The sequence below is a fragment of the Arachnia propionica genome (assembly GCF_003932785.1).
GTDB classification, from domain to species: domain Bacteria; phylum Actinomycetota; class Actinomycetes; order Propionibacteriales; family Propionibacteriaceae; genus Arachnia; species Arachnia propionica_B.
The window spans coordinates 98006-114435 of record NZ_RQYT01000002.1; the positions used below are offsets into that span (position 1 = coordinate 98006).

16 protein-coding genes are annotated in these 16430 nt (G+C 67.7%); 8 read left to right on the plus strand and 8 right to left on the minus strand.

Annotated elements, in window-relative coordinates; translation table 11 throughout:
* Positions 1-33 precede the first annotated feature (33 nt).
* Genes EII35_RS01770 through EII35_RS01780 form a run of 3 tightly spaced genes read left to right on the plus strand, consistent with a single transcriptional unit; the run spans position 34 to position 1444 of the window.
* On the plus strand, positions 34-480 hold the full coding sequence (locus EII35_RS01770; protein WP_125226743.1) for a TadE/TadG family type IV pilus assembly protein: 447 nt from the start codon (positions 34-36) through the stop codon (positions 478-480).
* Complete coding sequence (locus tag EII35_RS01775) at positions 473-808, plus strand: hypothetical protein (protein WP_125226744.1); 336 nt, start codon at positions 473-475, stop codon at positions 806-808. Before EII35_RS01770 ends, EII35_RS01775 begins: the two co-directional genes overlap by 8 nt.
* A gap of 15 nt (positions 809-823) precedes the next feature.
* Positions 824-1444, plus strand: a complete 621-nt coding sequence (locus tag EII35_RS01780; protein WP_125226745.1) for an L-threonylcarbamoyladenylate synthase — start codon at positions 824-826, stop codon at positions 1442-1444.
* Here the strand turns inward: EII35_RS01780 and EII35_RS01785 are convergent, their stop codons facing one another.
* Positions 1445-2836: an amidohydrolase gene (locus EII35_RS01785; protein ID WP_125226746.1), complete on the minus strand. Its 1392-nt coding sequence runs from the start codon at positions 2834-2836 to the stop codon at positions 1445-1447.
* Between the two features lie 23 nt (positions 2837-2859).
* Between EII35_RS01785 and EII35_RS01790 the strand changes: the two genes are divergently transcribed.
* Positions 2860-3588, plus strand: coding sequence for a YggS family pyridoxal phosphate-dependent enzyme (locus tag EII35_RS01790; RefSeq protein WP_125226747.1), 729 nt, complete (start codon positions 2860-2862; stop codon positions 3586-3588).
* On the opposite strand, the gene EII35_RS01795 is transcribed toward EII35_RS01790, so the two are convergent.
* Positions 3579-3989 carry a hypothetical protein gene (locus EII35_RS01795; protein WP_125226748.1) on the minus strand — a complete coding sequence of 137 codons (411 nt, stop codon included), beginning with the start codon at positions 3987-3989 and terminating at the stop codon, positions 3579-3581. The genes EII35_RS01790 and EII35_RS01795 overlap by 10 nt on opposite strands.
* 3 nt (positions 3990-3992) lie before the next feature.
* Positions 3993-6260 carry a glycoside hydrolase family 3 C-terminal domain-containing protein gene (locus tag EII35_RS01800; protein WP_221739650.1) on the minus strand — a complete coding sequence of 756 codons (2268 nt, stop codon included), beginning with the start codon at positions 6258-6260 and terminating at the stop codon, positions 3993-3995.
* A gap of 100 nt (positions 6261-6360) precedes the next feature.
* Here EII35_RS01800 and EII35_RS01805 point away from each other — a divergent pair, with 100 nt between their 5' ends.
* The gene (locus EII35_RS01805) at positions 6361-7623 is read left to right on the plus strand and encodes a GNAT family N-acetyltransferase (RefSeq protein ID WP_125226750.1); all 1263 of its coding nucleotides are present in this window, start codon (positions 6361-6363) and stop codon (positions 7621-7623) included.
* Between the two features lie 18 nt (positions 7624-7641).
* On the opposite strand, the gene EII35_RS01810 is transcribed toward EII35_RS01805, so the two are convergent.
* The 4 genes from EII35_RS01810 to lpdA all read right to left on the minus strand — a co-directional run bounded on the left by EII35_RS01810 (position 7642) and on the right by lpdA (position 11244).
* On the minus strand, positions 7642-7905 hold the full coding sequence (locus EII35_RS01810; RefSeq protein ID WP_125226751.1) for a metal-sensitive transcriptional regulator: 264 nt from the start codon (positions 7903-7905) through the stop codon (positions 7642-7644).
* The gene (locus tag EII35_RS01815) at positions 7902-9548 is read right to left on the minus strand and encodes an FAD-dependent oxidoreductase (protein WP_125226752.1); all 1647 of its coding nucleotides are present in this window, start codon (positions 9546-9548) and stop codon (positions 7902-7904) included. The genes EII35_RS01810 and EII35_RS01815 overlap by 4 nt, the downstream gene beginning before the upstream one ends.
* Positions 9548-9715, minus strand: coding sequence for a hypothetical protein (locus EII35_RS15745; protein ID WP_185744109.1), 168 nt, complete (start codon positions 9713-9715; stop codon positions 9548-9550). The genes EII35_RS01815 and EII35_RS15745 overlap by 1 nt, the downstream gene beginning before the upstream one ends.
* A 125-nt stretch (positions 9716-9840) precedes the next feature.
* Positions 9841-11244 (minus strand): dihydrolipoyl dehydrogenase, encoded by a 1404-nt coding sequence (gene lpdA, locus EII35_RS01820; RefSeq protein WP_125226753.1) that lies wholly within the window; start codon positions 11242-11244, stop codon positions 9841-9843.
* Positions 11245-11386: 142 nt separating this feature from the next.
* On the opposite strand from lpdA, the gene EII35_RS01825 reads away from it, so the two are divergent.
* The 3 genes from EII35_RS01825 (at position 11387) to EII35_RS01835 (ending at position 14156) form a co-directional block, all read left to right on the plus strand.
* On the plus strand, positions 11387-12925 hold the full coding sequence (locus tag EII35_RS01825; RefSeq protein WP_125226754.1) for a helix-turn-helix domain-containing protein: 1539 nt from the start codon (positions 11387-11389) through the stop codon (positions 12923-12925).
* A 71-nt stretch (positions 12926-12996) separates the two neighbouring features.
* The gene (locus tag EII35_RS01830) at positions 12997-13779 is read left to right on the plus strand and encodes a glycerophosphodiester phosphodiesterase (RefSeq protein WP_125226755.1); all 783 of its coding nucleotides are present in this window, start codon (positions 12997-12999) and stop codon (positions 13777-13779) included.
* Between the two features lie 38 nt (positions 13780-13817).
* On the plus strand, positions 13818-14156 hold the full coding sequence (locus EII35_RS01835; RefSeq protein ID WP_125226756.1) for an RNA polymerase-binding protein RbpA: 339 nt from the start codon (positions 13818-13820) through the stop codon (positions 14154-14156).
* 7 nt (positions 14157-14163) lie between these two features.
* On the opposite strand, the gene EII35_RS01840 is transcribed toward EII35_RS01835, so the two are convergent.
* Positions 14164-16410: an FAD-dependent oxidoreductase gene (locus EII35_RS01840; RefSeq protein ID WP_185744110.1), complete on the minus strand. Its 2247-nt coding sequence runs from the start codon at positions 16408-16410 to the stop codon at positions 14164-14166.
* Positions 16411-16430 lie beyond the last annotated feature (20 nt).

Genomic DNA, 16430 nt, shown 5'->3' on the forward strand with positions numbered 1-16430 from the left:
GATTGCCCTCGACAGGTGGCAGGATCTTGGATCGTGAGTACCGGTGGGCCTCAACGTCGAGGCCGGGAACGAGGTCTGGCCACGGCCGTGGAGGCGGCGATCGTGCTGCCCGTGATGATGCTTCTCGTCGGGCTGGTGGTGGTGCTCGCGGGGCGCGCCCTCGCGCAACAGGCCGTCAGTGGAGCCGCCTTCGCCGCCGCCCGGGCGGCCTCCCTCGAACGCACGGCCGGTGCGGCCGATCGCGCGGCCCGTGACATGGCGCAGGTGGATCTGGGCAGTTCGCGTGTCACGTGTGAGAGCATCACGGTCGGTGTCGACGCGTCGGGGCTCGCGGCCCCGCGGGGCGCCGAGGCCTTCGTCGAGGTCTCCGTCAGCTGCGTGGCGGTCTTTCCGGTGTCACTGCCGGGGCTGCCCGAGCGCGCCACCCTCGTCGGTCACGGGCGGTCACCCGTCGACACCTTCCGGAGTCGCCGTGGCTGAACGGGGGCTGTCCAACGGGGTGCAGGCGGCGCTGCTGTTGCCCCTGGCTTTCAGCGTGCTTCTCGGGCTGCTGCAGTGGTCCCTGCTGCTCTGGGCGGAGGCGGGGGCGCGAGGAGCTGCGGGGGACATCGCCTGGGACGCGGCGAGCCTCGGCGCCAGGGGGACCCGGCGGGTCAGCGTCGACGGCCTGACCAGTCCCGAGGTCGATGTCCGGCAGGAGGGGACCCACACGGTGGTGACGGTCTCGGGGGAGGCGATCCGGGTCGTGCCGTTCGTTGACGTCTCTGTCGCCCAGAAGGTCCGAGTTCCCACGGAGCGGCTCGGGTAGGGCTAGGGTGCCTGAATGGCCCAGTACTTCGACGTCCACCCCCAGAATCCGCAGCCCCGAGCCCTCAGCCAGATCAGCCACATCCTCGACGGGGGAGGACTCGTGGCCTATCCCACGGACTCCTGCTACGCGTTGGGGTGTCGGCTCGGCAACGCCGAGGGACTCGAGCGGATCCGACGCATCCGACACCTTGGGGACCGGCATCATTTCACCCTGGTCATCTCCGAGTTCTCCCAGCTGGGGGCGTTCGTGGAGATGGACAACTGGGTGTTCCGGGCGGTGAAGGCGGCCACTCCGGGGCCGTACACCTTCATTCTCAGGGCGACGAGGGAGGTGCCCAGGATGATGCAGCACCCCAAGAAGCGCACGATCGGGGTGCGGGTCCCGCAGCATCGAACGACCCTGGCCCTGCTGGAGACGATCGGGCAGCCGCTGGTGTCGTCGACGCTCCTGCTGCCCGGCCACGACGAGCCGCTCGTCGATGGGTGGGGGATCAAGGAACTGCTGGACCACGAGATCGACGCCGTGCTCGACTCGGGCGACTGCGGAACCGAGCCGACCACGGTGGTGGATCTCAGCGGGGACGAGCCGGAGGTGCTGCGGGTGGGGGCCGGGGATCCCGCGCAGTTCGAGTGATCACTGCAGGTGGGTGATGCGCCCGTCCACCATCGTCGCGACGACCGCACCGGGAGCGCTGGCCACCACGAGGTCGGCTGGTTGCCCCACCTCGAGGGTGGTGTGCGACGAGGCCCGCAGGGCCGTCGCGAGATCCAGGGCCTCCTCACCCCGGTAGGGCTGATGACAGGCCGCGTGAATGGCGAGCCATGGATCCAGTGGGGCGACGGGGGCGTCGGAGCCAAGGGCCAGCCGGGCCCCGTGGGAAACCAGGGAGCGCATCGGGTAGGCGTACCGGTGGGCCGTGGGCCAGACCGTCGCGATGACCTCCGCATCGTCGATCTGGTGGGCGGGCTGGATGCTCGCCGTCAAGCCGAGGGCGCCAAACCGGGGCAGTTCATGGGGCGGCACACACTGGGCGTGCTCGACGGAGCCCGGGCACCCTGACGCCTCGAAGGCGTCGAGGACGTCCCGACATGCGGCGTCACCGATGGCGTGGACCGCCGCGTGGAGCCCGGCGGCGTGTGCCCTGACCAGCAACTCCGTCAGTTGGGAGCGGTCAAGGTTGGAGCGCCCGTGGGGCAGATGGGGGAGGGGAGCGGGGTAGGGGTCGACGCAGTGGGCGGTGCGGCTGCCCATCGAGCCGTCGGCGATGATCTTGAGCGGTCCCACCCGTACGTCCGGGGCGACCTCGTGGCCGTGGGGGAGTCCGAGCCCCAACAGATCGTCGAATCGTTCCGGATAGGTGGCGGCCACCACGCGGAGTCCAAGCCTTCGGTGGCCTGCCCGCCGCTGCCAGGCCGCGAGGGCCCAGTCCATCTCCATGTCGACGATCCCGACCACGCCGAGGCGTGCCGCTTCCCGTTCGGCCGCCAGGACGGCGCGGTCGACGAGTTCAGTCTGGGTGGCCATGAGGTGACGGATGGCGGCGAAGGCCTCGTCCTCGACGAGGAACCCGGTGGGATGGCCGGGCAGCCCTGCCAGCCCCAGTCCTGCTGTGTTGCACCAGAGGCTGTGCAGATCCCGCGCCATGAGTGCCACGGGGCGGCCCGTCACCGCGTCGAGATCGGCTGCCGTGGGGATCTCGTCCCAGGTGGAGGACCGGAATCCGAAACCGATCAGGTGCGTGACGTCGGGGGAGAGGTGGGCCCTCACGGTGTCCAGGGTCCCGGCCATGGTCGCGTCGGGGGAGAGCCGTGCCGCCTGCTGGATGAGGGCATGGGTGGAGAAGTGCACGTGGTGATCCCACAGCCCCGGCCACAGCTGGGCGCCGTCGCAGTCCAGATCCCCGTCGGCGTGGCCCCTGCTCGGTTGGATGTCGGAGATGACGCCGCCGGTGATCGTCACGTCGACCAGCGAGTCGTACCAGGGGCCGAGGACCGGTCGGACCCGAGAGATGCGATAGGACTCCACGTCCGAATCCTAGACTTGCACCCGTGACCGACATCGCCGCCAATCTTCGAGCCGTCCAGACCCGCATCGCCACGGCAGCCGCCCGGGTGGGTCGCGATGCCGCTGACATCAGGCTGCTGCCCGTGTCCAAGACCAAGCCGCCGGAGTGCGTGCTCGAGGCGCATCGGGCGGGCTGCGTGCGATTCGGCGAGAACAAGGTCCAGGAGGCCATGGACAAGTGGGAGGCCCTGGCGGGAACCGCTGTGGAATGGGCGGTCATCGGTCATCTGCAGTCGAACAAGGCCAAGTACGTCGCCCGGTTCGCCACCGAGTTCCAGGCCCTGGACTCCCTGAGGCTCGCCCGGGAACTCGACCGGCGACTCCAGCAGGAGGGACGCCGCCTCGAGGTGCTCATCCAGGTGAACAGCTCCGGCGAGCCGCAGAAGTTCGGGGTGGAACCGGAGGAGACCGTGGAGCTCGCCAGGCAGCTCACCGCCTTCGACGCCTTGGCGGTTCGCGGACTGATGACCCTGGCCGTGTTCACCTCGGATCGTGAGCGGGTCTCGCAGTGCTTCCGCCGCATGCAGGAGGTGCAGCGCGAGTTGCAGCAGGCGACAGGGGAGCCGTGGCCGGAACTGTCCATGGGTATGTCTGGTGACTTCGAACTGGCCATCGAGCACGGCGCCACCTGCCTGCGCGTCGGGCAGGCGATCTTCGGCAACCGACTCGACCCCAACCACTACTGGCCGGGCAGCATGCCTGTTCAGAGCTGAGCCCTGAAGGTGGTGTGGTCCTGCTTCTTGTCGTGGAAGAAGCTCAGTTCACGCCATGACCCCTCGGGACAGTTGAACCCCACCCACGCAAGGCCGTGCACGCTGTGGGGCAGCGCCGGGTGGCGCTTGATGAATCGCTTCACCTGCAGCAGGCTCATCACGCTGTCGGGGTCGGCATAGCCGTCGAAGGACACGACCAGCGAGATGGCGTTCAGGAACAGCCGACACGGTGTCCCGAGAAACTCCAGACCTGATGCGTATCGGTGGCGGTCCCCGTCGACGGCGACGAACTGCTGCCCGGCAAGCACCGACCGCAGCTGGTCCGCATTGTGGAAGTCCAGGATGAGGCGGTCACCGATACGCACCACCGGGCGATCGACGAGGACGGTCAACTTCTCCATCGATCAGCCCCCGAACCGCGCGACGAGGTGGTCGAGCTGTGTCAAGGTGGGCTTGTTGAACATCAAGGCCGCCTTGCAGGCCGGCAGGTCGAGGAGGAAGAAGGCCTCGGGGTTGATCTCGCCCGGGCCGTCCATGAGCTCCCCGAACTCTCCCAGGGCCTCACGCATCATGGGCCAGGCCACAGGATCAGCCCTCCACTGCCTGAGCGTGGACCAGTGCGTGAGCGCCGGGCGCAGTGACGGCGCGGTGATCGTGGCCGTGGCCCGGAGCCGGATGTCAGCCGAGGACTCACCGATCTCCACTGTGACCGGGCCGGGTTCGACCTGCCAGTCGTGGGACGGGGTGTGCCACAACGACATGGAGCGTCGATCCACGGTGATCGTGACCCGATTGGACTCCCCGGGGCAGAGTGCGATCCGGGAGAAGCCCCGCAGTTCGCGGACCGGACGGGCAAAGGCAGAGCAGGGGTGGCCGAGGTAGAGCTGCGGCACGGCCACCCCGTCACGATCACCACAGTTGGTCACCGTGACCGCGACCTGCAGCACGGGTGCGGCGAGCGGCAGTTCCGGGGTCACCTCGGCCGCCTCGACGACCAGGTCCGAGTAGCTGAACCTCGTGTAGGTCAGGCCGTGACCGAAGGGGAACGAGGGATGGGCGCCAAGGGCATCGAGGCCGCGGTACCCGATGAAGAGCCCCTCCCCGTAACGCACGACTCCGTTCTCCCCGGGGAAGTTCAGCTGGGCGGGGAACTGGTCCACGCGGACCGGAATGGTCTCCGCCAGTCGTCCTGACGGCGAGACCTCCCCGGTGATGAGACGGGCCGCCCCCTCGCCGCCGCCCTGGCCGCCCAACCAGAGCTCCAGGATGGCATCAGCGGAATCCTGCCACGGGGCGGTGGCCACGGCCGACCCGTTGGCGAGCAGGACCACGGTGCGCCCGGCGACCTCAGCCACCTCACGCAGCAGCCTGATGTGGCTGGCAGGTAGATCGATGTGGCTCCGGTCGTACCCCTCGGACTCGTCAGCGGAGGGCAACCCCAGCACCATGAGAACGGTACGTCCCCGAGCCGCTGCCACCGCTGCCCGGCGCAGGACCTCGTCGTTGCTCTCGGCGGTGGGGGAGTCGGCCAGGACGTATCCCGGTTCAAAGGGCACCTCGGCCCGGCGCCGAAGCGCGTCCAGAATGCTCACGAGCCGTGTCGGGCTGACCTGGGAGGACCCGGCTCCTTGGTACCTGGGGGTGCGCGCCAGCTCCCCGATGACGACGACATCTTCGAGCCCGGACAGCGGGAGGGTCTCCGCGTCGTTCTTCAGCAGCACGGCGGAGGCGGCAGCAGCACGGCAGGCGAGCTCGTGGTGGGCCTCGAGATCAGGGGCGCTCTCGTCCGTGGGCCGATGTTGCCGTGCCACCAGGCGGAGCACCCGGGCGACCGCGCGGTCCAGCTCCTCCTCGCTCAGGTCGCCCCGCCGCACTGCCTCAGCCACCAGACGATCGTTGACACCCCGTGAGGAGGGCATCTCCAGGTCCAGACCACCGCGCACCCCGGCCACACGGTCGTTGACGGCACCCCAGTCGGTCATCACGAGTCCGTCGAAACCCCACTCGTCGCGCAGCACCCGCGTGAGCAGCCACGGGTTCTCCGAGCAGTAGGCACCGTTGATGCGGTTGTAGGAACACATCAACGTGGCCGGGTTCGCCGCGGTCACGACACGTTCGAACGGGGCCAGGTAGATCTCGCGGAGGGTACGCTCGTCCACCTCGACGCTGATGCGCATCCGGTCGGTCTCCTGGTTGTTGGCGGCGAAGTGCTTGACCGAGGTGCCGACACCCTCGGCCTGCACACCTCGGACCAGGCAGGCCGCGAGTTCCCCGGCCAACAATGGATCTTCGGAGAAGTACTCGAAATTGCGACCGCACAGGGGAGTGCGTTTGATGTTGACCCCTGGTCCCAGCAGCACGTGCACGCCCAGGGCCCGGCATTCCCGGCCGAGTGCGTGGCCGATCTCGGCGACGAGGTGCGGGTCCCAGGTCGAGGCCAGTCCGGCGGCGGTCGGGAAGCAGGTGGCAGGCATGGAGTTGCCGACGTCGAGGCCCTCGGAGGTCTGCGACTGTTTTCGAACCCCGTGCGGGCCGTCGGTCAACATCAGCGCCGGGATCTCGAGCCGCTCGATCGGTTCGGTGTGCCAGAAGTCGCTTCCCGAGAGCAGGGAGCACTTCTCTTCAAGGGTGAGTCGGGTCAGGAGCTGGGGGATCGCGTCGTCATTGAACACGACCCCAGCTTGATGGAGGAACACATCTCCCGCAAAATGACATAATGCACATTATCGGACAATTACGAGAGTGCCGCCCGAGGCGGGTTAGGGTTGATGCGTGCTTGAACCGTATCGCCTGGAGACCCTCCCGCTCGACACCGCCGACGACGACCCCCGCTGGGCCGCGTACCGGGACCTGTTCGACAACGCGTTTCTCGACGGTCGGCCGAGCGACGAGGCGCTGCGGGTCTACCGCGAGAACCAGCGCGCCGACCAGGGCACGCTCAGCATGGTCACCACCGAGGGCCCGGGGCTGGACGGCAGGCAGCCCGTCGCGGGATTCGCCTGGAGCGACATCACCGTCAACTGCGGGCGCGGCCCCGTCTCGGCCATGGTCGTCAAGACCGTCGCCGTGCGCTCCACGCATCGTCGCCGAGGGCTGGCCAGGGCCATGATGGAACACAACCTCACCCTGGGGCGCGACCGTGGACACTGCCTCGCGGTCCTCACCGTGAGTGAGGCCACCATCTACGGCAGGTTCGGTTTCGGCATCGCCAACCGCTACGAGTCCTGGGAGATCGACACCCGCCGTTTCGCCCTGCGACCCGAGGTTGAGGTGGCGCCCGGAAGCCTCGAACTGGTCTCCCCCGATGACATCTCGGAGATATTCGAACAGGTGTCCCGGGCGCACTTCGATGCCCATCGGGGTGCTCATTCCCCCTTGGCGGTCCACCGTCTCATCGCCCAGGGGCGCTGGAACCGCGGCGAGAACGGCCCGGATCGCGGGCTGCGACACCTCGTGCACTTCGACCCCGAGGGACGCCCGGACGGCTTCGCCAGCTTCAAGCACGGCGGCTGGCCGGAGGAACCGCGACCCACGGATGTATGGGCCGTGTGCTCCCCTGATCCGGCGATTGATCGCGCACTGTGGCAGGGTCTGGCCTCGTTCGATCTGGTGACCCAGCTCAACTGCGAGGCCGTCCCCCGGGGCGACGCCCTGCCGAACTCGCTGGTCGACAGCTGGGCGGTGAAGCGCAAGTCGACCCACGACGGGGTGTGGCTGCGCATCCTGGACCTGCCCTCGGCGACCGCCCAGCGCGGATTCGACGCCGATGGTGAGGTGACGATCCGGGTGATCGATCCGATGGGGTTCTGCGACGGGGTCTGGCGGATCAGGGTGGTCGACGGTGAGGGCGGGGCCGAGCGGACCGACGACTCCCCCACCGTCGAACTGACCGTGGACACCCTGGCCCGTCTCTGGCACGGCGACGTCACGGCCCGGGAGCTCGCCCGCGCCGGCATCATCCGCGGGGAGGGGGTGGCGACGTTGAGCGCCCTCTTCGCCACCCACACTCCCCCGGCGAACTTCATCCACTTCTGATTCCCCGTCGAACGGGGCTCAGGACAGCGACAGGAAGAGCTTCTCCAGTTTCTCCGTGTCGATGGAGTCGCCGCTGGGATCCGTCGCGAGGCACTTCCGCATGCTGTGCGCGATGATCTTGTAGCCCGCCCTGTCGATGGCCTTGGAGACGGCCGCCAACTGGGTGATGATCTCCTCACAGTCGCGGCCCTCCTCCAGCATCCGGATGACAGCGGTCAACTGGCCGCTCGCACGCTTCAGCCTCAACAAGGCTGGCGAGAGTTCCTCCGGATCGAGTTTCATGACCCCATCCCCGAGCGCTGCACGGCCTGCCAGGTGCGCCAGCCTCCGTCGAGATTGCTGACCTCGACGCCCGCCTGGCGGAGTATCTGCACGGCACTGTGTGCCCGGATCCCCACGCCGCAGTACACGACGACCTCGCGGTCCGTCGGGACCTCCGAGAGGCGCTCCCGGAGCTCGTCCAGGGGGATGTTCACCGCACCGGGGATGGCCCCTGCCGAGAACTCCCCCTCCGTACGGACGTCGAGGATGTGGGCCCCGGCCGCCTTCAGTGCGCCGATCTCGTGGAACTGGCGCATCCTGATGAGCCCGCTTCGGATGTTGTCGGCCACGAAACCCAGCATGGTGATCGGGTCCTTCGCGGAACCAAACTGAGGGGCATACGCCAGGTCGATCTCCGCCAGGTCGGGAGCGCTGAGACCGCCCTTGATGGCGGTCGCGATGACGTCGATGCGTTTGTCCGTCCCGGCTCCTCCCACGGCCTGGGCGCCCAGGATGCGCTGGGATCCACGTTCGATCACCAGCTTCAGGGAGATGACCTCCGCGCCGGGATGGTAGGTGGCGTGGTTGAAGGGATGCGTGTGGATCGCCTCGACATCCAGCCCTTCGGCCCTGGCGCGTCGTTCGTTCCATCCGGTGGTGGCGGCGGTGAGGCCCAGGACCCCGACGACGGCGGTTCCGGTGACCCGTCCACTCCGGCGTGGCCCGTTCGGGCCCTCAAGCCCTGCGATGACATCCGCGACGAGCCTTCCGTCACGGTTGGCCGCGTTCGCCAGCGGCACCATCACGGGCTCGCCCGTGTGGACATCGCGCTTCTCGGCGGCATCGCCCACGGCGAAGATCGCCGGATCGCTCGTGCGCTGCGACTCGTCGACGCGGATACCTCCCCGCTCCCCCACCGCCAGGCCCGCCTCCGCGGCCAGCCCGGAGTCGGGACGCACTCCGATGGAGACGACGACGAGATCAGCCGGGAGCAGGGTGCCGTCGTCGAGGCGGACCTCGTCGGGTGTCACCTCGGTGGCGGATGCCGAGGTCACCACCGCGATCCCCGCGTCCTCGAGGTGGGCCTGCACGATGGCGGCCATCTCCTCATCGAGTGGGGTCAGCACCTGCGGGGCCAGCTCGACGATGGTGACGCGGATCCCCAGGCGGTGGAGGTTCTCCGCGACCTCCACACCGATGAACCCGCCCCCGAGAACGACGGCGTGGCGTGGTTTGGTCGCGACCGCGGCCACCAGTTCGTCCATGTCGCGGATGTTGCGCAACGTGAGGGCCCGTTCGATGCCGGGAATCGGCGGGATGACGGGACTGGCGCCCGGCGCGAGGATGAGGTGGTCGTAGTCGATGAGTTCCGTGCCGTCGGGGGTGGTCACCTCGACCTGTTTGGCATCACGGTCGATGTGGGTGACCTCGTGGCGGATCCGCACGTCGATCCGGAATCGGGTGCCGAGGGACTCCGGCGTCTGGAGCAGCAACTGCTCACGGTTCGGGATCACCCCGGAGACGTGGTACGGCAGTCCGCAGTTGGCGAAGGACACGTGTTCGCCCCGCTCGAGGACGATGATCTCCACCTTCTCGTCGAGGCGACGCAACCGGGTGGCGGCGGACATCCCGCCTGCCACCCCTCCGACGATGACGACGCGCATCAGCGTCCCATCAGCTTGGCGAAGAAGCCGCTCCCCTTGGGTTGGGCGTTCTGGTCGCAGGTGCACCGCTCGCTCTGCGGCACCCCGGCCAGGGCCTGCTCGATGTGCTGACCGCATCCGGCCCACGTCGCCTTCCGGCACTCCTTGCAGGTGACCTTGCGACACATGATGACTCCTCTCGTGGTGACAGGACTCGATGATATACCCCGGGGGGTACCCCGGCAAGGCGCCGGAGACGACGAGGACGGTCGATCCTCCGGGAAGGACCGACCGTCCTGGTGCTCGAGGAGGATCAGAAGTTGATCATGTGTCCACCGATGCCGTGGGCCGCCTCCTTGATCGCCTCGGAGAGCGTCGGGTGGGCGTGCACGGCGGCGGCGATCTCGTCCGTGGTCAGGTCGAACTGCTGCGCGAGGATGAACTCGGGGAGCAGCTCCGTCACGTCCGGACCGATCATGTGGGCGCCGAGGAGTTCGTTGTAGCGGGCATCGGCGACGATCTTGACGAAACCGATCCCCTCCCCCAGCCCCCAGGCCTTGCCGTTGGCGGCGAACGGGAACTTCGAGACCTTCACCTCGTAGCCCTTCTCCTTCGCCTGCTCCTCGGTGTAGCCGAAGGAGGCGATCTGGGGCTGGCAATAGGTCGCCCGCGGGATCATGTCGTAGTTGACCGGGTGGGTCTCGACGCCCGCGATGGTCTCGGCGGCCACCATGCCCTGGGCCTCCGCCACGTGGGCGAGCATCATCTTGGCCGTGCAGTCGCCGATGGCGTACACGCCCGGGACATTCGTGCGCATGTTCTCGTCGACGGCGATGGCGCCGCGCTCGGTCAGGGCGACGCCGGTCCTCTCCAGCCCGTAGCCCTCCGTCCGCGGCGCGAATCCGACGGCGGAGAGGAAGCGCTCGGCCTCGAGCACCTTCGCCTCGCCCCCCTTGGCGGGGCTCACGGTGACCTTCACGCCGGAACCGGTGTCCTCGATGCCCTCGACCTTCGTGCCGACGAGGACGTTGATACCGAGCTTCTTGTAGGCCTTGGTGAGTTCGGCGGAGACCTCGGCGTCCTCGTTGGGCACCATGCGATCCGCGTACTCCACGATCGTCACGTCGGTCCCGTAGGAGCGGAGCACGTAGGCGAACTCGGTACCGATGGCGCCGGAGCCCCCGATGATGATCGATTTCGGCGCGGTCTCCGAGAGGATCTGCTCCTCGTAGGTGACGACGTTCTGCGACACCCGGGTCCCGGGGAGCATCCGGGTGACGGATCCGGCGGCGATGATGATGTTGCGCCCCCGCACCTGCGTGGTCTCGCCGGAATCCTTCGCGACGTCGATGGTGTGGGAGTCGACGAAGGTGCCCCAGCCGTCGAACTCGGTGATCTTGTTCTTCTTCATGAGGAAGTGAATGCCCTTGGTCATCCGCTCCGAGACCTGCCGGCTGCGGCTGAAGGCCTTGCCATAGTCGACGGTGATGTCGCCCGAGATGCCGAACTGGTCGGCCTCCTTGGTGACGATGTGGGCGAGCTCCGCGTTGCGCAGCAGCGACTTGGTGGGGATGCACCCGACGTTGAGGCAGACCCCTCCCCAGTAGCGCTTCTCGATGATGGCGGTCCTCAGTCCCAGTTGAGCGGCGCGGATCGCGGCGACGTAGCCGCCCGGGCCCGCCCCGAGCACGATGACATCAAATTCTTGGGCAGTCATGAACCCCACTCTAGGCCCTGTCGCGAAAGTAGCGCCAAGGTCGACCCGGTGGGGGGTGGCGAGTCAGGGCGTGCGACCGGGCCAGCCGGATGGGCGACAACCCTGTCAAACGGATATCTCAAATATGAGATAGATTGCGTCCATGACCGCTACCAGCCAGTCCCTTGGAATCATGATCCGCGAGGCCCGCGTCGCACGCGGGTGGTCCCAGCAGCGTCTCGCTGATGAACTCGGCACCGCCCAATCCGCGGTCCACCGCATCGAGAACGGCCAGCAGAACCTCTCGCTCAACATGATCGACCGGCTGGCGGGGGCGCTGGACATGCCCCTCATCCAGGCGGCGACGGAGGGCAAGGTGAACTTCGAGATCACCGGCCCCACGACGCTCCAGGGGGAGATCGAGGTGCGCACCTCGAAGAACGCGGCCGTCGCGCTCCTGTGCGCGTCGCTGCTCAACCGGGGGCGGACGGTGCTGCGTGGGATCGCCCGGATCGAGGAGGTCGACCGGATCTGTGATGTCCTCGAGTCCATCGGGGTGAAGGTCAACTGGATCGGCGGCGGCGATGACCTGGAGTTGATCCGCCCGGAGCGACTCACCCCCGAGAGCATCGACCAGAAGGCCGCCAGGCGGACACGTTCGATCCTCATGCTGCTCGGCCCCCTCATGCACGAGTTCGACACCTTCGAGCTTCCCTACGCCGGCGGGTGCGACCTCGGGGCGCGCACCGTCCATCCGCACATGTCGGCGCTCAAGAAGCTCGGGTTGTCCGTCGAGGCGCACGACAGCCAGTACCGGGCCACGGTCTCCCGGGATGGCGAGCCCGAACACCACATCACCTTGGTGGAGCGGGGCGACACGGTCACCGAGAACGCGATCATGGCCGCTGCCCGGACCCCGGGACTGACGGTGATCCGGAACGCCTCCGGCAACTACATGGTCCAGGACCTCTGCTTCTACCTCCGCAAGCTCGGCGTCGAGATCGACGGCATCGGCACCACCACGCTGCGGATCATGGGAGTGCCCCACATCGACGCCGACGTCGAGTACTTCATCTCCGAGGACCCGATCGAGGCCATGAGCCTGCTCACGGCGGGGATCGTGACGCGCTCCCGGATCACCGTGCGTCGTTGCCCCATCGAGTTCCTCGAGGTGGAGATGGCCGTGCTGGCCGAGATGGGTCAGCGGTTCGAGGTCAGCGAGGAGTACACCAGCCGCAACGGGCTGACCCGTCTCGTCGACCTCACCGTCATCCCGTCCGATCTCGTGGCCCCCCTCGACAAGATCCACCCCATGCCGTTCCCGGGGCTCAACATCGACAACCTGCCGTTCTTCGCCGTCATCTGCGCCATGGCGGAAGGGCAGTCGATCATCTACGACTGGGTCTACGACAACAGGGCGATCCACCTGAAGCGGCTCGCGGACCTCGGGGCCAACGTGACGGTCATGGACGCGCACAAGATCATGGTGATCGGCCCCACCAAGTGGCGAGGCCGGGACATCGAGTGCCCGCCGGCCCTGCGCCCTTCCGTGTGTCTGTTCCTGGCCGCCCTGGCGGCACGCGGCACGACCGTCCTCCGCGACGTGTACGTCATCAACCGCGGATACGAGGATCTTCCGCAGCGATTCAACCGCCTCGGCGCCCAGATCAACACCTTCTGGGGCGACGCGGCGACCGAATGAGGTGAGCGCCGACTCCCCGAAGTGTGCAACTTGCCTGCACACCCGGGGGGAATCTTGTCATAATGGCCTTCATGGCAGAGGGCTACCTTGATCCGGAGTTCGCCCCGATGGCCCACCGGGGCGGGGCGTTGTTGACCGCCAATCTGGGGATCGAGAACACCTTGGCCGCGTTCCAGAACGCGGTGGACCTCGGCTACACCTACATGGAGACGGACGTGCACGCCACCTCTGACGGGGTGGCGCTCGCCTTTCATGACCCGAATCTCGCCCGAGTGACCGACATCGACGCGCGCATCAGCGACCTGCCCTTCGCCGCCCTCAAAGAGGTGAGGGTCGCCGGCAAGGAGCCCATCCCCCGGGTCGAGGAACTCCTGGAGGCCTTCCCACGGCAACGTTTCAACTTCGACATCAAGTCGCCCGGGGCCATCGAACCCCTCGCCCGGGTCATCGAGAGGTCGAAGGCTCAGCAACGGGTGTGCGTGGCGTCCTTCTCGCAGGCGAGGATCAGCCGGTTCCGCAGGCGCCTGCCCGGGGTCACGACGGCGTTCGGTCCCGTGGGGGTCTCCCGCATGGTGGGGGGGCTGCTTCCCCGCCGCAGGGACAGGGGACCCGCGGTCTTCCAGGTCCCCGTCGAACAACGCATCGCGGGAGTCCGCATCAGGGTGCTCACACCTGAGAGGGTGGCCGCCATTCACCGAGCCGGGTTCAAGGTCCACGTCTGGACCATCGACACGCCGGGACAGATGCACACACTGATCGACTGGGGAGTCGACGGGATTGTCACGGATCGCCCTGACCTGCTCAAGAACGTGCTGCAGGCTCGGGGCATGTGGGAAAGAAGCACGGGAACCTGAACGGTTCCCGGATCGTTGGGAGTCACAGGAGGTGGAACATGGCTGATCGTGCACTCAGAGGAGTCGGACTGGGGGCAAAGAGTTTCGAGGACGAGCAGGGCATCGAGTTCGCTGAGCGCAGCAGAGTGGGTTTCGACTGCCCCAAGGGGCACCATTTCGAGGTGACCTTCGCCGTCGAGGCCGATCTCCCCTTCGAATGGGAGTGCAAGAAGTGTGGACTCATGGCTGCCCGGTCGGACGGGACCACCGGCGAGGCCAAGGAGGCCAAGCCGGCCAGGACCCACTGGGACATGCTCCGTGAGCGACGCAGCATCCCGGAGCTGGAGGACATCCTGGCCGAGCAGCTGGACAAGCTGCGCGAACAGGGCCGGGTCTGAGCGCGGCTCAGAACGACTCGTGGTACACGTGGTCGAGGATGCCTCGACTGCGCAGTGCAGCACGCCATCGCGCGACGAACGAGGCGCCGCCGCTCAGGTAGAACTCCGTTGAGGCCGGGTCGAACCGTACCTCGGCGAGTGCCCCGTGGGGCCGGCCGGGAGTGACCTCGGCGGCGCCGTGGCTCTCGATGACCTCCGCGGGCACGGGCCGTTGCAGTCGTGTGACCAAGCGGTCGTCGGGATGGCGTGCCTCGTGGATGAGCGTGGCCGACGTCAGCGCGGGTCCCATCGACTGGAACATCGGCAGGAAGGGCGCGATCCCGACATCCTCGGCCACGAAGATCCGTCGTTCCTGGGAGTCCCTCAGATGGAAACGCCCGAGCGGCAGTTCCACGACCGTCGGGGTCCCCGGTGTCGCATTGCCGAAGAAGGTCGAGCCGATGCCCTGCCCATGGGTGCTGATGAGCAGATCGAGTCGATTCTCCGCCCAAGCCACGATCGAGTGGTCCCGCCAGTCCCACTCCCCCACCCTGACGCGGACGAACTGCCCCGGCTCGAAGCCGGGCTCGGCGCCGTCGACCTCCAGGCTGACGAGCCACGCCGTGTCGGTGAGCTGAAACCTCTCGAGGACACGGGCGTGGTATCTGTCCCTAGGAAGGCCGCGCGAGGACGTCGACGGCGTGGGTGCTGGTCGGCGCCCACGGCTCAGCTGCTGGATCTCGGACCAGCAGCGGGGGCCGACGATCTGGGCGGCGGCTGTCACCCCGCCCATGAGAGCCCCTCCGAATCCGGGGCAACCGGCATCCTCGCCCGAGAGGAACAGCCCCGGGATCGGCGTGATGGGACCGAGAAGATTGGCCCGTTGTTCCTTCGACGGCACGGCGGGTCCGTGGATGGCGCCACGGCGCTTCGCGGCTCCATCGACCGATGCCCAGGGCGTCGACAGCTCCGAGTACTCCGTCAGATCCGTCAACCCGGGCACCACCGTCTCCGCCAGTTGCAGCAGACCCTGCCCGATCCGGTCCTTCAAGGCCTCGTGGCCGATCCCGGCGTCGAAACGTTCCCACCGGTGAAACGCCTCCGGTGGGGCGAACGCGATGATGTGTGCGGTGTGGCTGAGGCTCTGCCCGGACTTGAGACCGGGGAAGGAGATCTGGCACCGGGTGGGCACCCCGGCGAAGAGCCGCCTCGTGTGGGTCTCGCTGTCGGCGTCGTCGAGATCGGCGTGTACCCAGATGTCCTGGTTCGTGACGCCGAGTGAACTGGGTGACTCCCGCAGGCGCAGCAGGAGCACCACCGCGGCATGCCCCGGACCGGTGTCGCCCACCCGATTCCGGAGCTCAGCGGTCGCGGCCGCGACCTCCCCGGAACGCGGGAGCAACTGACCGTAGGTGGTTGCGGCACCGGCCGCCGAGATGATGATCGGCGCCCGGTACTCCACCACCCTCGGCCGGGGGCCGCGACCGTCGATGACCTCGACCCCGACGGCCCTGCCGTCCTCGAGCAGGATGCGGGCCACCTCGCAGCCCACCCGCACGGCTCCACCGCTGGCCTCGATGACGGCCTCGATGGTGCGGGCCACCCGGGCGCTGCCACCTTCCGGGAACCACGCACCCTGGAAGAAGTGATCCACGACGAGCGAATGAACCCTGAAGGCGCTGCTGGCGGGAGGAAAACCGTAGTCCCCCCATTGATTGGCGAGGATTTCCTTCAACTGGAGGGATTGGAAGTTGCGATCCAGGTATTCCCTGACCGTCATGGCCGCCAAGCGATGACGAGGGCGCCTGAGAAGACGGATGAAGGGCTTCGCCCGCTCGGGGACGAGGAACTCGGCAAAGCTCAACCGGGCCCATCGAGCAACACGGTCGGCGTCCTTGAAATAACGGCGAATCGCCGGCTCCTCGTCGGGAAAAGCCGTGATGAGCCGGTGGAGATACTCGTCGCGATCGGTGCTGACCTCGATCTGGAAACCGGGATAGACGAGCCGCTGGAAATCCTTGGGGAGCTGCCGCCACTCGAGCTGTCCGGCCGTGACGACGTCGCTGACACCCCGCATGGAGGTGCCGGGGCCCATCTCCCCCACGTGGTTGACGCCGACGTCCCACGAGGCGCCCTCGCGACGGATCGGGCGAGTGAGGCCTCCGGGTTCCAGGCTGCGTTCCAGGACGAGGATTCTGCTCCCGTTGAACCGGGCGAGAAGAGCCGCAGTGGTCAATCCACCGATCCCGGAACCGATGACGATTCCATCAAACACGTACACTCTCCCCACGAACG

Excerpts from the sequence above, each read along its gene's own strand:
- EII35_RS01815 (WP_125226752.1), bottom strand. The coding sequence starts at position 9,548 with ATGCGCGTCGTCATCGTCGGAGGGGTGGCAGGCGGGATGTCCGCCGCC.
- EII35_RS01835 (WP_125226756.1), top strand. The coding sequence starts at position 13,818 with ATGGCTGATCGTGCACTCAGAGGAGTCGGACTGGGGGCAAAGAGTTTC.
- EII35_RS01830 (WP_125226755.1), top strand. The coding sequence starts at position 12,997 with ATGGCAGAGGGCTACCTTGATCCGGAGTTCGCCCCGATGGCCCACCGG.
- EII35_RS01810 (WP_125226751.1), bottom strand. The coding sequence starts at position 7,905 with ATGAAACTCGATCCGGAGGAACTCTCGCCAGCCTTGTTGAGGCTGAAG.
- EII35_RS01825 (WP_125226754.1), top strand. The coding sequence starts at position 11,387 with ATGACCGCTACCAGCCAGTCCCTTGGAATCATGATCCGCGAGGCCCGC.
- EII35_RS01780 (WP_125226745.1), top strand. The coding sequence starts at position 824 with ATGGCCCAGTACTTCGACGTCCACCCCCAGAATCCGCAGCCCCGAGCC.
- lpdA (WP_125226753.1), bottom strand. The coding sequence starts at position 11,244 with ATGACTGCCCAAGAATTTGATGTCATCGTGCTCGGGGCGGGCCCGGGC.
- EII35_RS15745 (WP_185744109.1), bottom strand. The coding sequence starts at position 9,715 with ATGTGTCGCAAGGTCACCTGCAAGGAGTGCCGGAAGGCGACGTGGGCC.
- EII35_RS01795 (WP_125226748.1), bottom strand. The coding sequence starts at position 3,989 with ATGGAGAAGTTGACCGTCCTCGTCGATCGCCCGGTGGTGCGTATCGGT.